Genomic DNA, 16,481 nt, shown 5'->3' with positions numbered 1-16,481 from the left:
TGATTACTATCAACACTTGACTATGTAGATACTTAACACAATTGACCCAATGACGAGATAGTCTACAATGATAAAAGACTATTTTGACAAGCTCTGCCTGCATCATTTTGTTTCCCTTATATCTTTTACGGCGTTAGTACCGTGCTTATTTATAGAGACCGACTATGAGTGATTTTGAACACCCTAATAATAAGCAAGCACTGACTAGCGAGCAAGAAACCAACATTGAACCACCTCAACCATCTGAGCTACCACCGTATCGCCAGTCTGATACATTGTCTAAAAAAACCGCTTCAAAATTACCATTATGGTTGTTACCCGTATTGGCAGCCGTGCTTATCATTGGTGTGCTACTTGGAAAGTATTGGGGCGGAAGTGATAAAGCCGCGACCGATGAATCGCCAGTTTCTAGTCGTACTTCAAGTGATGGTGCCACTGCAAGCGCTACAAGTACTGAGCAGGCGGTGTTATCAGTAGAGACGGTTAGCCCAAGCCAAGATGATATTGGTAACACACTCAGTGCTGATGGCACCATTGATGCCAAAGATACGGCGAATGTCAGTGCTAAAGTCAATGGCGTGGCTATCGAACGTATATTGGTCGAAGAAGGTGATCGCGTCAAAGCGGGTCAAGTATTGGCGATATTTGATACCGATGCTATGGAGCAGCAAGTCTTGCAAGCAGAGGCAGATGTTGCCGAAGCAGAAGCGACGCTTGCCAATGCCAGCGCTGATGCTGCTCGTGTATTGCCATTGATAGATATTGATGCCATTAGTAAACAAGAAGCCGATCGCTATCGCACTGCAAAACTTCAAGCACAGGCTGCGCTACAAGCCTCCAAAGCGCGTCTGAGCACTCAGCGCTTGAGTGTAGATAATGCAACAGTGGTCGCACCAGTCAGCGGTGTCATCAGCGAGAAAATGGCGGAGGTCGGTATGGTTGCTGGTGGCGAGCCATTATTTACTATCATTAAAGGTGGTATTTTGGAATGGCGTGCAGATATTGATCCCAAGCTTGTCGGTGAAGTCAGTGTCGGAACACCAGTACGGGTGAGCTTACCAGATGGTGATACGGTAATGGGGAAAGTGAGCCGCATAGCACCAACGGCGGACAACAACCGGCAGATTACCATCTATGCGAGCTTGGCAGCCAATGCAAAAGTACGCGCGGGTATGTATCAAACGGGTGAGTTCCTATTAGGCAGTGCCAGTACGCAAACGGTGCCCAATAGCGCTATCGTCAGCAACGATGGCTATGATTATGTGATGCTAGTAACCAATGTGACGACTCAAAATGGTCAGACCATGGGTCGTATCAAGCAACAACGAGTGACATTGGGCGAGCGACTTGGCGAAAACGTGGCAGTGCTAGAGCCATTGCCTAGTGACAGTCAAATTGTCAAACAAGGCGGCAGCTTTTTAAATGATGGAGATTTGGTGCGTATCGTTGATGGTGTTAGCCAAACGAGTACAGCAGCGCAGGCACAACCATGAGTTTAAATGTTTCTGCTTACTCGATAAAAAATCCTTTAGTTGCCATTTTGCTATTCATACTACTGACGTTAGGCGGTATTTATGGCTTTATGAAAATGAAGGTGCAGCAGTTTCCTGATATTGACTTACCTGCAGTCGTGGTCACGGTGACTTTACCGGGTGCCGCGCCATCACAGCTCGAAAACGACATCGCAAAAAAGATAGAAAACAAGCTCACCAGTATTGAGGGTATCAAGCATATTCGCACCACGTTACAAACGGGTGCTGCCACCATGGTCACAGAGTTTGTGTTAGAAAAGGATATTCAAGAAGCGGTCGATGATGTGCGCTCGGCAGTAGGCGAGGTACGCGGCGATTTGCCTGCCGCTGCCAATGACCCTATTATTACTAAAGTTTCAACCGCAGGATTCCCCGTTGTCACTTATTCTGTGGCTGCTGAAAACATGAATGTGGAAGACTTGTCTTGGTTCGTCGATGATACGGTCACCAAGCGTCTTTCTGATATACCGGGTGTCAGTACGGTAAGCCGTATTGGTGGTTTGCAGCGTGAAATTACCGTCGCAGCTGACCCGATTACCTTGAGTGGTCTTAAGCTCTCTATCACACAACTATCCAATCAAATCACGGGTATTCAGCAGGACAGCTCTGGTGGTGAAGCAGAAGTGGGCAAAACCACCCAGACGATTCGTGTCCTTGGTGCGGTGGAGCGGGCAAGTGAGCTCAATGATTTACAAGTGGCAATCCCAGCAGGCGGCACGCAAGCGCTTGGACGTATGGCACAAATCACAGATGGCGCGGCTGACCCAAGCTCTATTGCTAAGCTTGACGGGCAAACGGTAGTGGCATTTAACATCACCCGCTCGCGTGGTGCCAGTGAAGTCGAGGTCATGGAGCTGGTTGATGCAGCTTGCCAAGCTGTCAGCCGATGTAGGTAATATCACGATTGAAAAGGTCTATGATCGGGCAACGCCCATCGCTGAAGATTATCAAGCTTCTTTACGGATGCTGATCGAAGGTGGTCTGTTAGCAGTCGTCGTCGTATTCTTATTTTTGCGCAATATTCGGGCGACGATAGTTGCTGCTGTCGCCTTGCCATTATCAGTGATTCCCACCTTTTTAGGTATGTACTTATTTGGCTTTAGCCTCAATATTATATCTTTGTTGGCATTATCGTTAGTGATCGGTATTGGTCGATGATGCGATTGTCGAGGTCGAAAATATCATACGGCATTTACGCATGGGCAAGACACCGTATGAAGCAGCGATGGAAGCGGCTGACGAGATTGGCTTGGCAGTAGTCGCCACCACATTTACTTTGATTGCCGTGTTTTTACCCACCGCCTTTATGGGCGGTATCGTTGGACAGTTTTTCCGTCAGTTTGGCTGGACGGCTGCATTATCGATTTTTGCGTCTTTGATGGTCGCGCGTCTTATCACACCGATGATGGCAGCGTATATATTGCGACCAGAGAAAAAACACGTTGAGAAGCAAAGCGCGCTGATGGGTTGGTATCTCAAAATAGTGGCATGGACACTGCATCATCGCTGGCTGACGATGGGTGCAACTTTAGTGTTATTCGTGGCATCACTGATGCTTGTCAAATTACTACCAACGTCGTTTATTCCTGATAATGACATTGACCAAACTCGTGTGGCGATTGAGTTGACACCTGACGTTGCACTGGAAGACACAGAGCGCGTTGCTGCGCTGGCAAGTGAACGTATTTTAGCAATGTCTGAAGTCACCAATATTTTTACCTCAGTCGGTGAGGCTCAGGCTAGCATGGACTCAAACTCTAGTGGTGGCAAAGCCGAAAATATAGCAGGTCTAGATATCGTGCTAGCACCGCGTGCAGAGCGCGGCTCTAAGCAAGAGATTGAACGTCAAATAAGTAGTTTGTTGGCAGAAGTCCCAGGTGCGCGCTTTACCGTTGGTTTGTCGAGGGTGGAGAGAGGTTACAACTTCTCTATGACCAGCACCAATCCGCAATTGCTTGAACAAACCGTCAGCAAATCATGTCAGAGATTCGAGGGCTGCCCAGTGCTGGCTCCGTGACCAGTGACCGCAGTTTGCCGCGTCAAGAGTAACGGTGACACCAGACAGAAGGATGGCGGAAAGGGGTGACCACGCAAGACATCGCTACGACGTTACGAGTGGCGACGGTGGGTGACTATGAGCAGCGTTTATCCAAGCTCAATTTGGATACGCGGCAGATTCCTATCGTCATTCGTCTACCAGATGTTGCCAAACAAAATGTCAGTCAATTAGAAGGTCTATATGTACCGAGCTCGTTACCCGCAGGACAGGGTGTACGTGTGGGTGAAGTCGCGTCATTGGACTTTGGCACTGGGCCTGCGCAGATTAGCAGGCTCGATCGGGAACGCGCCATCAGTATCACGGTGCAACCTGCGAGTGGCGAGCTTGGAGATTTGGTACAAGCGGTTAAATCAGTACCTGCCATGCAACAACTACCGCCTTCCATTACCATTATTGACCAAGGTCAAGCAGAAAACATGGCTGAGCTATTCAGCGGTTTTGTGATTGCGATGTCGGTCGGTGTGGTTTGTATTTTAGGCGTACTTATTCTATTGTTTGGGCGTATATTGCAGCCTTTTACCATTTTGATGGCATTGCCTTTATCGATAGGCGGCGCTTTTGGGCTTGGTTATTACCAATAGCAGTCTTTCTATGCCATCGATGATCGGCTTTATTATGCTAATGGGTATTGCTACCAAAAATTCTATCTTACTGGTCGATTATGCACTGATTGCACAGCGTCGAGGTTTGGCGCGTTTTGAGGCTATTATCGATGCTTGCCGCAAGCGGGCGCGTCCTATTATTATGACCACCATTGCGATGGGCGCGGGGATGTTGCCCTTAGTCTTCGGTTGGGGTGATGCTGATCCAACCTTCCGTCGTCCGATGGCCGCTGCGGTATTGGGTGGTCTGGTGACTTCGACGTTATTAAGCCTTGTGGTAATTCCCGTGGTTTATACTTTGATGGATGATTTGTCAGGATGGTTTGCTAAATGGCTCGTACCTAGTGGCAAAGAGCAGACAACGACAGATAGTAAAGTATGATTTAAAGGATTTATTTGATCATACTTATCACATAGCGTTAGCAGTGATAATGCTATGTCTAAAATAGACAAGCCTATATTTATTGATTAAGTATGGGCTTGTTGTCATTATATAAGAGAGTAGTTATAAGAGCACAATCACAAAGGATGTGATTGCTCTATCATTTATCCAGCAAAGGAATGTTACTATGAATCAAATGTCCCTCTCGACAGTCATACTGTCCTCGCGGAAGCCGCTACTAGCCTTATTCCTAAGCATGTTAGGTATCGCCAGCAGTCAGGCGATGACTTACGATATTGATCCCACTCATACCAATGTACGCTTTGCTATTGACCATTTTAATACCTCTACCAACACAGGTGGCTTTTATAATATCACTGGGCAGCTAGATTATGATCCAGCGGCTAAGACCGGTAATATCTCGCTAGTAATTCCTCTGAATAGCCTAAATACAGGCAATACAGCATTTGATATTACGTTAAAAAGCGCAGATTTTTTCGATATTGAGCAGTTTCCACTGGCGCAATTTGATTCTACCAAATGGTATTTTACGACTGATGGTAGTGGCTCAAATGTCAGCAAGGTTGATGGTATGTTGACACTACATGGCAAGACTAACCCCATTACGCTGACGGCTACCAAGTTTAATTGCTATCTAAACCCAATATTGAAAAAGCCAGTTTGCGGTGGGGATTTCACAACGACCATTGATCGAACGAAATGGGGCATCAGTAAATATACATTATTAGGTATTACTGAAAAAGTTCAGCTAAATATTCAGATTGAAGCTGCAAAGCGCTAACACAATCAATAGAAAGTAATTTTCTATTTATATTATCAAAAAAAAGGGCTGAGACTTAGAAAATAAGTTTCGACTTTTTTAATGAGAGAATCCTTAGATTCGTTAGTTAGTTTATCGAAATTTTCTTTATGCTTTCTTTAGCGTAGCTCATTTTTCTACAGGCTTATTTTTTGCTGAATGATGCTATCGAGTAAGTCGTAAAGTCTCCGCTATCCAATCTCATGTCATACCATAACTTCATTAACATGAATTATATTCATTTTATATTTAAATAGTATCGTTTTTATTCATGTAATAGTTTAGGTATGATTCACCTCATACACAAATTTGGTTTTATCTCAAATAATGAGATTAGATTAGGGTAGCGGATTATCATGAGTAAAGAATTTAGTTGTGCAATTAAGCGCATTCGTTTTGATGAAAACTATCATCCTGCAAATAGCACGCGTCTCACGACGAACTTTGCGAATTTGGCGCGTGGCGAGCATCGTCAAGAGAACTTAAGCAAAACGTTAAGAATGATAAATAATCGTTTTAATGCATTGGCACATTGGGATAATCCCACCGCAGATCGTTATTCTGTTGAGGTTGATATTATTTCTGTCGACATGGATGTGGCAGGAAATGGCGATACTTTCCCTATCATCGAGATGCTGCAAACAACGATTGTTGATCATAAAGAAAACACCCGTATTGACGGTATGATTGGTAATAGTTTCTCATCTTATGTGCGCGATTATGACTTTAGCGTGGTCTTATTAGACCATTTCGATAAACATCCATCATCTGCGCCACCAGTAGATTTCGGTGACTTACATGGCAAACTGTTTCAGTATTTATTGAATTCAGAAGCTTACCAAGCTAATTTCACCAAGAAGCCTGTGATTTGCTTGAGTGTTTCCACCAGTAAAACCTATCAACGTACGACCAATCAGCACCCTTTATTGGGCGTTGAATACAAACAAGATGGCTGCTCTTTGAACAAAGGATCACTAACCGATGAGTACTTTTCCAAAATGGGCTTAACCGTTCGCTACTTTATGCCTACGGGTAGCGCCGCGCCATTAGCATTTTATTTTGCGGGTGACTTGCTGAGCGATTACACCGACCTTGAGCTGATCAGTGCGATTGCTACCATGGAGACTTTTCAAAAAATCTACCGACCTGAGATTTATAATGCCAATTCGGCAGCCGCTCAAGTTTATCAACCTAGTTTGAAGTACCAAGATTACTCCCTAACGCAAATCGTCTATGATCGCGCAGAGCGTAGTCAGATGGCAGTGACACAAGGTAAATTCACCGAAGAGCAGTTCATCAAGCCATACCAAACCATTCTTAATGAGTGGGCAGCAAGCTATGATGTAAATGAGCACGCGGCAGAAGCATGTACGAATAAAGAATACGCTGCCTAAACACGCTCAATCTGGCTGAAATGAGAATACCAATAAATAAGAAGATGAATCGTATGACAATATTATTACCGACACAAAAGTTATTACCGACGTCAACGGCTGGCAGCTTACCGAAACCTTCTTGGCTTGCAGAACCTGAAAAAATCTGGTCACCTTGGGCATTAGAAGGTGAGCAACTGCTTGAAGCCAAACAAGACGCGCTACGTTTGACATTGCAAGAACAAGTGCATGCAGGCATTGATATTGTCAGTGACGGCGAGCAAACTCGTCAGCATTTTGTGACCACCTTTATTGAACATCTGGATGGCGTCGATTTTGAGAAGCGTGAGACCGTGCGCATTCGTAATCGTTATGATGCCAGTGTGCCGTCAGTCGTGGGCACGGTAAGTCGTCAAAAGCCTGTATTTGTTGATGATGCTAAGTTTTTACGTGCACAAACCGATCAGCCAATCAAATGGGCACTGCCTGGTCCGATGACCATGATTGATACCTTGTATGATGGTCATTATAAAAGCCGTGAAAAATTGGCGTGGGAATTTGCTAAAATCTTAAATCAAGAAGCCAGAGAATTAGAAGCGGCTGGGGTGGATATTATCCAGTTCGATGAGCCTGCATTTAATGTGTTCTTTGATGACGTCAACGACTGGGGTATTGCCACGTTAGAGCGTGCTATTGAAGGTCTAAAGTGTGAAACGGCGGTGCATATCTGCTACGGTTATGGCATCAAAGCCAATACTGATTGGAAAAAGACACTGGGTTCAGAGTGGCGTCAATATGAGCAAGCATTCCCTAAATTGCAACAGTCGAATATTGATATTGTCTCTTTAGAGTGTCAAACTCACATGTTCCCATGGATTTGATTGAATTGATCCTGGTAAAAAATGATGATGGTGCCATTGATGTGGCAACCAATACCATTGAAACCCCTGAGAAGTGGCCATATACTACGCAAAGCATTGCAATTCGTCGATGCGGATAAGTTGTATCCTTCAACCAACTGTGGCATGGCACCGTTGTCTCGACAAGTGGCACGAGGTAAGCTGCAAGCGTTAAGTGCAGGCGCAGCAATCGTGCGTCAAGAACTGACCGCTTAGGGTTCATTGACTAAACTGATGCAAAATTTAGCTTTTATAGGTTGGGTTTTTAACCCCGTCTATACTAGCTTGTTTAAACTCATGAGTGACCTCAGTTATCAATGAACTTAAAGATTTAAAATTTAGGAGTTAAGTCATGATTGAAGCCACCGATTTTAGAGACGGTATGTCTTTGTTAACAACCGCGGTCAATGTCATTACCACAGAAGGCAGCGCTGGTACTCATGGATTTACCGCATCTGCGGTGTGTAGCGTCACCGATACACCGCCAACCTTGCTGGTTTGCATGAATCAGACATCTCGCTCACATGCCCATTTTATTGAAAATAAAACGTTAAGTGTCAATGTTTTAGGCGCACAGCACGAATCAATATCTAACGCTTTTGCCTCCAAATTGAGTTCACAAGAGCGATTTGAATATGGCTCTTGGTCACCGCTTAAAACAGGCGCTCCCGTTTTAGATGATGCATTGGTCAGTTTTGATTGTGAGATTGAGGACATTCAGCAAGTGGGCACGCACAGTGTTTTCATGTGCCGGGTGGTCGCTATTAGACAAAGTGAGCAAGAAGAGAGTTTGGTGTATTTTAATCGTGCCTATTCTCGGGTTGGTCAAGTGGATCAAGTAGAAATCGCTTAAGTTGGCTTTTTAACTGATTGATTGTCACTGAACTAAAATAACCATCGTACTAACTCTACATAAGAAGTAAATATCCCGTGGAATTAATCATTTTTTTAATCATAGGCGCGCTAGCAGGATTTGCTGCGGGGCTATTTGGTGTGGGCGGTGGCACAATTATCGTGCCATTATTATTCATCGTCTTTACGCAAATGGGTTACAGCCCTGACAATATCATGCATTTGGCATTGGGGACGTCATTGGCGACCATCATTGTCACCTCTATCAGCTCGTTAATGGCACACAATAAAAAAGGCGCAGTCATGTGGCCTGTCTTTAAAAATCTGGCACCAGGCTTAGCGATTGGTTGCTTTTTAGGGGCAGGGATTGCAGGGCAGGTATCTGGGCTGTACCTTCAACTCATTGTTGGCGTATTTTTGCTGTGGGTCGCCTACAAGATGTTTTTCGGTGGCAAAAAACAGGTTGCTAATCCTGCTACCAATTCTAGTAGTGCCGACGATGCTAATACACAACTGCCTTCAAAACCTAGGCAATTAGCAGCAGGTGGGGTTATCGGTATCGCTTCTGCCATTTTCGGTATTGGCGGCGGTAGCTTAACCGTGCCTTATCTCACGCGTTATGGTGTAGTCATGCAAAAAGCCGTTGGCACCTCAGCAGCTTGTGGTCTGCCGATTGCTATTGCTGGAGCATTAGGTTTATTTTTTGGGATGCAGCAACGAATTGATGTGCCTAACACCATTGGCTTTGTGCACATTTATGCCTTTTTAGGGATCAGCATCATGAGCTTTTTTACCGCCAAGCTAGGCGCGAAAGTTGCTCATATACTATCACCGCAATTATTGAAAAAATGCTTTGCGTTGTTATTAACGGTTGTAGGGTGTTACTTTCTGTATAAGGGATTGGTTTAAGTCTTTATATTGGCGCGTTTAAACTGCAACGTTTAGATCGTTCAAAAGTTTATTTTGAGTGGTTCTCTTTCTTATATCAGTCTGCTTTAAGTGGTCTATTAATGGGTCTAAAGGGTGAAGTAACTGGTTCTGTTGGGGTATACTCTTTTGTTTTTCAAAATGGCCTTTGGAAAAAGAAAATCATTTGTCCTAGAGTCTGACAACACGTTAGATGTGAGTAGTACAAGTGCTAGTAGGTTATTCAAAGAGGGTTTGCTAACCTCTCTTTCTAACCCAAAACCTATCTTATTTTTTATGGCTGTATTTCCGCAATTTATCGATACTGAGCAAACCTATCTTTCTCAATTTCTCATTTTAGCTTCAGCTTTTTGCCTATTGGTTTTACTGATCCATTTTTGCTACGCAGAAGCATTTGCTTTAGCCAGCCGGTATCTATGGAAAGCTCAAGATAACCTATAGTTAATTACAAAAATAGGCGGTGCAGCATTAATGCTCATTGCCGTTCTATTGTTTGTAAGTGTATTACTCACTCTCTAAAAGCCTCCTATGGTTAATACGAGATTGTCATAAAATTTTTTTAAATATAATAACCAGCCATAATTTCTTAGGCCAACGATATGACTCCTATATACACTGCATTGGCTGTACTGGTTACTTTTATTTGGGGTGTGAACTTTACCTTTATTGCATGGGGACTTGAAAGCTTTCCACCGCTAATGCTCACCGCCCTGCGTTTCTTCTTTACCGCTGTGCCACTGGTTTTCTTTCTGAAGCCGCCCAAATTTAACCGTACATTACTTATCTATGCTATCGGTACGTTTGTCATGCAGTATGCTTTTGTATTCACTGCCATGCACTTAAGGGCATCAGCAGGATTGACGGCACTATTGCTACAAATTCAAATTTTTATTACCGTATTGTTGGCGTATTTTATACTGGGTGAGGCAGTGAGTCGCATGCAAATCATCGGTATGCTGGTCGGTGTGCTAGGGCTTAGCGTCATCGCGTTGAACCTTGGTGGTGATATGCCTCTGGCTGGGTTTGTCTGTATCTTGATTGCGGCCATAGGTTGGAGCTTTGGAAACATTGCTTCAAAACAGGCGTCAACACAAGCGACGCAGCAAGGATCAGACGGGGCTATTATTCCGTCTAATACTGGAAGTAATAAGGCATCCGCGTTGTCTGCTCTCGCTCTCGTGGTTTGGGGTGGTCTGATCGCTTGCGTGATTTTAACTCTATCTTCTCTCATATTTGAGACCGAGGCATGGCAGCTGGCGACGTTTACCGAGGCATCGCTTAAGTCTTGGTTATCACTTGGGTTTATCGTGTATGTCTCAACGCTGATAGGATTTGGACTGTGGGCGCATCTGCTTAGTCAAAATACGGCTTCCAAGGTTATGCCGTTTGCTCTATTGGTGCCAGTATTCGGTATGACAACCTCAGTGCTACTTACAGGAGAGATCGTGACATGGTGGAAGATGCTGGCAATGATATTGATATTGTCGGGGTTGGTGCTAGCGAATATAAAATAAAACTGGGAAGAAAGCGCTAGCCAATATGATGTTAGCTGTTCTTATTCCTAGAACAGCGCTTACGGTAAATAAAAATAAAAATAAAAATAAAAATAAAAATAAAAATCCAAAAGCTCATAGCCGAAGGTTCAAGTCCTTACTAGGGTATCGAACCTTCATATCTAGCATCAGTATATCGACTTCTTTCATATGACTATCTAAGATAAAACCTACGCTGTTTAACCTTTAGCGCTGTCCACCCAAGAAAACTCTTCTAAGATACGCATCCATTGGTCATCTAATTTAGCTTTTAGCAATAATGGCTCACCAGTGACGGGGTGGCTGAGCGCTAAAGTCTGAGCATGCAGCAGCATGCGCGTACAATCATAGTGAGTACGAAAAAATCGTGTGTGACGTATATCGCCGTGGCTGGTATCACCCACGATATGATGGAATACATGTCGCATGTGCCGGCGCAGCTGATGCTTGCGCCCAGTCTCGGGTGTCAAGCGCACAAGACTATAGCGGCTCGTATCATGTTTTTTTGATACAGCAAATGGTAGCTCGATTTGTGCCAAACTTTGCCAATGGGTCACCGCCTCTTGAGCGGGTTTGTCCAAATCGGCAAACTTATCGGCGATGGCATCGGGTTGAAAGCTGAGCGCATAATCTACGGTGCCTTGGTCTGGCATAAAGCCGCGTACCACGGCTAGATATTGCTTCGTCACGGTATGTGCCGTAAAGGCCTCGCCAAGGCTGCGCGCCACGGCTGAGCTCTTGGCAAACAATAATACGCCCGATGTGGGCTTGTCTAACCGATGCACCGGAAATACATGACAACCTACCGCATCACGGGTGAGTTGCATGGCAAAGCGCGTCTCGCCTTTATCCAGCCAACTGCGATGCACCAATAGACCAGCCTCTTTATTAATTGCCACCAGAAATTCATCTTCATAGATTATTTCTATTTGATTAGTGATTTGATTGGCGGTGCCGCTTTCGATATCCATGTTCTCATTGTCCATACTGTAGCTACTATAATTGTATAAGTGATTGATATTTTTCTATTTCGTTATTCACAAAAAAATCCTTCGCTATCTTATTCGTACCAGATAGCGAAGGATTCGGTGTAAAAAGCAACTAATTAATGATAATATTATTAAAATCAAATAATTATGTTACTCAACAGTCACTGATTTAGCAAGGTTACGCGGCTGATCGACGTCTGTGCCGCGCATTACTGCGACATGGTATGACAACAGCTGTACGGGTACGCTATAGACGATAGGGGCAAGCGTTTCACAAACATCGGGCACATAGACCACATGTAATCTGTCTTCTGCGACCATTTGACTAGATTCACTGGCAAAAACGAACAGCTCACCATGACGCGCGTGTACTTCTTGCATGTTGGCTTTTAGCTTATCAAACATACTGTCTTTTGGCGCTAGTACGACGATGGGCATGTCTTTATCGACCAATGCCAATGGACCGTGTTTCAGCTCGCCTGCTGCGTAGCCTTCGGCGTGAATATACGAGATTTCTTTCAGCTTTAAAGCGCCTTCTAGCGCTATTGGAAACTGCAAACCACGACCTAAGAACAGGCAGCTTTTTATATTCAAAATGCTCACTCATGGCTTTGATAGGCGCATCAAGGTTCAAGCTGGCATGTAGTTGACCGCGTAGCTCTTGTAATTGACCTAGCAGAGTGGTCAATTTTTCGCCCGCCATACGTTCTTGCACGACACCCACTTTTAAGACGAGTAACATCAAAGCCGCAAGCTGAGTCGTAAAGGCTTTGGTAGAAGCAACACCAATCTCGGGACCAGCAAGCGTTGGTAAAAAGATATCCGTCTCACGTACCAGAGACGATGTCGGTACATTACATAAGGCTAAGCTAACTAGACCTGCTGGCGTGTGCTTTTGAATATCACGTAGCGCCGATAACGTGTCTGCCGTTTCGCCAGATTGAGAAATACAAATGACAAGTGTGTTGTCGATGACGACAGGATTGCGATAGCGGAATTCACTAGCGACTTCCACGGAACAAGGCACACGAATAAGGCTCTCAAACCAATATTTTGCGACCAAGCCTGAGTGGTAACTGGTACCACAAGCGATGACTTGGACATGCTTAATGCCTTTTAATTGCGCTTCATTACGCTGTAAAAAATCATCACGCAGCTTAGACGGCTCATCGCTATCTACAGCCATCTCAACAGTACGGGCTACCGCGTCTGGCTGCTCATTTTCTTTGAGCATATAATGCTTAAACTCGCCTTTATCCGCATTGTGCTGTGCCGCATCAATTTCATGTATCTGACGTTTTACTTCGACACCATCTGCATAGACCTGAATGCTACTGCGCGTCAATTTGGCGATATCACCTTCTTCTAGATACATAAAGCGATTGGTGACCGGCAGTAGGGCTAATTGATCAGAAGCAATAAAGTTTTCTCCAATCCCAACACCGATCACCAAAGGCGAGCCTAAGCGGACGGTAATCAGCTCTTCTGGGCAGTCGATATGCAAAATACCAAGGGCAAATGCGCCATGTAATAACGGAATAACGGCACGAACCGCCTCTAGTAAATCAGGTGTGGTTTTGTAGATATCATTGATTAGATGAGCGACGACTTCGGTATCGGTCTGTGACGTAAATACGTAACCTTTAGCAATCAATTCTTCTTTTAACTCGGCATAGTTTTCAACGATACCGTTATGTACCACAGCAATCTTGCCTGATACGTGCGGATGGGCATTACGCTGTGCCGGCTCGCCATGGGTGGCCCAACGTGTATGCGCAATACCAATATGACCATCGAAAAATTCAGGATTGACGGCCACAGCATCGACCAATGCTTGCACTTTACCCACTTGGCGCTCGCGATGGAGTTCGCCATCACGAATGACGGTCAGACCGGCAGAATCATAACCACGGTATTCTAGACGCTTAAGACCCTCAAGTAAGATACTAGCGATATTACGCTCAGCGACTGCTCCAACGATTCCACACATAACTATTCCTTAAATTCGATGTTTCATGTTTTGATTTTTAAAGGCTTCAATATTTCAATGCTTAACCGCTCAAATACTTTGAGAGGCGATAATGTTCAGTCAATAAATAATAGAAGTCCATACTGGCAGAGCTTTTATACTAACAATTTTGACGTTATAAATATAAGGAAGCAGCATCACAAAAATTGTCATGCTGCTTAGTATTACTTCAATAGATACTGTTCAGAATGCTTGTGATTGACCATTGCTATTTTGACTTTTTGGTCGGACGCTGAAAGTCGTTTTTCTGAGTTTGTCGTGCCCGTCCAAAGGCTAATGCTTTACTGTCGACGTCTTTAGTAATCACTGAACCTGCGGCAACCGTAGCGCTATCACCAATAGTCACAGGTGCCACTAAACTTGAGTTCGAGCCAATGAAGGCATTGTCTTCAATGATAGTTTGTGATTTATTGACACCATCATAATTACAAGTAATGACGCCTGCACCGACATTGACATCTGTACCAATGGTCGCATCACCGATATAACTCAAGTGATTAACCTTGCTGCCATGACCGACCGTTGATTTTTTAATCTCGACGAAATTACCAACTTTACTGTTATCAGACAGTACGGTTTCAGGACGCAAATGGGCGAAAGGACCGACATCAACACCTGCCCCAATCTCAGCGCGATCAATCACGCAATAAGGTTTTATGTGGCAGGCATTACCAATGTGTGCGTTTTTGATGACACAGCCCGCTTCGATATAAACATTGTCACCTAAGACACAATCACCCTCGAATACCACACCCACATCGACAAACACATCTTGACCCGCAGTCAAGGTACCGCGAATATCAACGCGACTTGGATCAGCAAACTGCACGCCCGCTTCTTGCAAATCGGCAACCAGTTTGCCTTGCCAAGTGCGCTCTAAGCTAGCGAGCTGTTGGCGGTTATTGACGCCTTCAATCTCAAAGGTATGCTCAGGCTCAATCGCGACAATATTAATGCCTTCAGCGACCGCCATTTTGACGATATCCGTCAGATAGTATTCTTGCTGCGCATTGTCATTAGACAGTTTTGGCAGGTATTTATGCAATAACGCATTATCGACGCAGTAAATACCGCTATTAATCTCTTGGATTTTCTGCTCATCGGCGCTGGCATCTTTTTGCTCGACGATAGCTTCGATATTGCCGTCTTTGTCACGTTTGATACGACCGAGACCAAAAGGATTGTCTACGGTCAATGTCAACATCGACATGCCGTCAGTATTAGCCGCTTGTAGCGTTGCTAATGTCTGGCAGCTGACTAATGGCACATCACCATAGAGAATCAGGCTTTGCCCTTCTTTGGGTAATTCCGACAGGGTTACTTTCACCGCATGTCCAGTACCTAATTGCTCAGTCTGAGCAACCCAAGTAATAGGCAGATGCGCATATTGAGCATTGATATCTGCTTGGACTTGCTCGCCACCAAAACCATGAACAATAATAGTGGCGTCAACCGTTAATTGATGACACGTATCAAGGACATGACCCAATAACGACTTACCAGCCAATGTCTGTAGCACTTTTGGCTTAGCCGACTGCATACGCGTGCCTTTGCCGGCAGCGAGGATGATTACCGAGAGGGGAGTTGTCATAATAGCCTACAAATGTAACAAAATATAATTTCAAATTATAACGCAAACCGTCATTTAACTAAAACGCTATGTCGTGACATCTTTGTAACTTACGTTGCTTGTCATGGGCTTACCATTTACTGGTAGCTTGCTGATAAATTGGCTATCGTCACAAACGCATTAAAAAAGTGGGAGAGTCAAAAAAATGGTGGACTATAAACGACAATCGGTTATCAAAGACCGTCGCTTATATAAAAGCGTGGCTCATTTAACAGTTAAAGGATGGTGGTATAAATAATGATCCAAACGGCTGCTGCCATGATACCTGCGATGATGTCATCAAGCATGATACCTAGGCCACCTGCGACTTTTTTATCTGCCCAGCCAATCGGTGGTGGCTTAATAATGTCAAAAAAGCGGAACAATATAAAGGCGATAATAATGGCAACAATAGAAGAGATTTGGGCGATATTTTGCCAAAATTGCCGTCAGCGATACCCATATAAGATAGCGGCAGTAGGGTAAGCCACATGCCTGCCCATTCATCCCAGACGATATGCGGGTTATCATGACCACCCATTAGCTCTGAGGTACGACCGCATATCCAACTACCAATCACACAAGAGAGAATGGTAATAATCAAAAATGGCACAAATCCTAAGCTTAGCAATGGTATCGCGACGATTAAGCCACCAACCGTGCCCCAAGTACCGGGTGCACGGCGAGGCAGACCACTACCTAAACCCAACCCAAGCCAATAAACTACGCGGTCAAGCATATTGGCATTGGCGGGTAGCGGCGGGCAATCATTGGCTTTGCGGATATCAGGCTTAGATAGGTTGTGATCAATCATGGGTTAACCTGCAAAATGTTGGTAACCCGTCAGATTGGGCCAAGTAATAAAGGGGCGGGATG

Annotated in this window: 9 protein-coding genes and 4 pseudogenes; 9 read left to right on the top strand and 4 right to left on the bottom strand. The window is 44.6% G+C overall.

Annotation, left to right across the window (positions count from 1 at the left end):
- The first annotated feature begins 164 nt into the window (after positions 1–164).
- The 9 genes and pseudogenes from G7Y90_RS02915 (at position 165) to G7Y90_RS02870 (ending at position 10,960) form a co-directional block, all read left to right on the top strand.
- Positions 165–1,493 (top strand): efflux RND transporter periplasmic adaptor subunit, encoded by a 1,329-nt coding sequence (locus tag G7Y90_RS02915; protein WP_201560588.1) that lies wholly within the window; start codon positions 165–167, stop codon positions 1,491–1,493.
- A pseudogene (locus G7Y90_RS02910) lies at positions 1,490–4,575 on the top strand (efflux RND transporter permease subunit). The gene G7Y90_RS02915 and the pseudogene G7Y90_RS02910 overlap by 4 nt, the downstream one beginning before the upstream one ends.
- Positions 4,576–4,762: 187 nt before the next feature.
- Positions 4,763–5,377 (top strand): YceI family protein, encoded by a 615-nt coding sequence (locus G7Y90_RS02895; protein ID WP_109592036.1) that lies wholly within the window; start codon positions 4,763–4,765, stop codon positions 5,375–5,377.
- Positions 5,378–5,751: 374 nt separating this feature from the next.
- The gene (locus G7Y90_RS02890) at positions 5,752–6,789 is read left to right on the top strand and encodes a DUF1852 domain-containing protein (protein WP_109592034.1); all 1,038 of its coding nucleotides are present in this window, start codon (positions 5,752–5,754) and stop codon (positions 6,787–6,789) included.
- A gap of 53 nt (positions 6,790–6,842) precedes the next feature.
- Positions 6,843–7,883 (top strand): annotated as a pseudogene (locus G7Y90_RS02885) (methionine synthase).
- Positions 7,884–8,019: 136 nt separating this feature from the next.
- Positions 8,020–8,520, top strand: coding sequence for a flavin reductase (locus G7Y90_RS02880; RefSeq protein ID WP_109592032.1), 501 nt, complete (start codon positions 8,020–8,022; stop codon positions 8,518–8,520).
- A gap of 77 nt (positions 8,521–8,597) precedes the next feature.
- Positions 8,598–9,428 carry a sulfite exporter TauE/SafE family protein gene (locus G7Y90_RS02875; RefSeq protein ID WP_250163341.1) on the top strand — a complete coding sequence of 277 codons (831 nt, stop codon included), beginning with the start codon at positions 8,598–8,600 and terminating at the stop codon, positions 9,426–9,428.
- Between the two features lie 159 nt (positions 9,429–9,587).
- A complete protein-coding gene (locus G7Y90_RS18815; RefSeq protein WP_444761251.1) occupies positions 9,588–9,887 on the top strand; it encodes a LysE family translocator in 300 nt (99 codons plus the stop codon).
- A gap of 158 nt (positions 9,888–10,045) precedes the next feature.
- A complete protein-coding gene (locus G7Y90_RS02870) occupies positions 10,046–10,960 on the top strand; it encodes an EamA family transporter (RefSeq protein WP_250163340.1) in 915 nt (304 codons plus the stop codon).
- A 218-nt stretch (positions 10,961–11,178) separates the two neighbouring features.
- On the opposite strand, the gene truC is transcribed toward G7Y90_RS02870, so the two are convergent.
- The 4 genes and pseudogenes from truC to G7Y90_RS02850 all read right to left on the bottom strand — a co-directional run bounded on the left by truC (position 11,179) and on the right by G7Y90_RS02850 (position 16,419).
- Positions 11,179–11,949: a tRNA pseudouridine(65) synthase TruC gene (gene truC, locus G7Y90_RS02865; RefSeq protein WP_502937413.1), complete on the bottom strand. Its 771-nt coding sequence runs from the start codon at positions 11,947–11,949 to the stop codon at positions 11,179–11,181.
- A 168-nt stretch (positions 11,950–12,117) separates the two neighbouring features.
- Positions 12,118–13,957 (bottom strand): annotated as a pseudogene (gene glmS / locus G7Y90_RS02860) (glutamine--fructose-6-phosphate transaminase (isomerizing)).
- A gap of 247 nt (positions 13,958–14,204) precedes the next feature.
- Entirely contained in the window at positions 14,205–15,587 is a 1,383-nt protein-coding gene (gene glmU / locus G7Y90_RS02855) for a bifunctional UDP-N-acetylglucosamine diphosphorylase/glucosamine-1-phosphate N-acetyltransferase GlmU (protein WP_250163338.1), read from the bottom strand.
- 254 nt (positions 15,588–15,841) lie between these two features.
- A pseudogene (locus tag G7Y90_RS02850) lies at positions 15,842–16,419 on the bottom strand (phosphatidylglycerophosphatase A family protein).
- Positions 16,420–16,481: the final 62 nt, after the last annotated feature.

The sequence above is a fragment of the Psychrobacter sp. WY6 genome (assembly GCF_018448495.1).
Lineage (GTDB): Bacteria > Pseudomonadota > Gammaproteobacteria > Pseudomonadales > Moraxellaceae > Psychrobacter.
The sequence above is the reverse complement of the archived record's forward strand: the minus strand, read 5'-3'. Positions and strand labels throughout refer to the sequence as shown.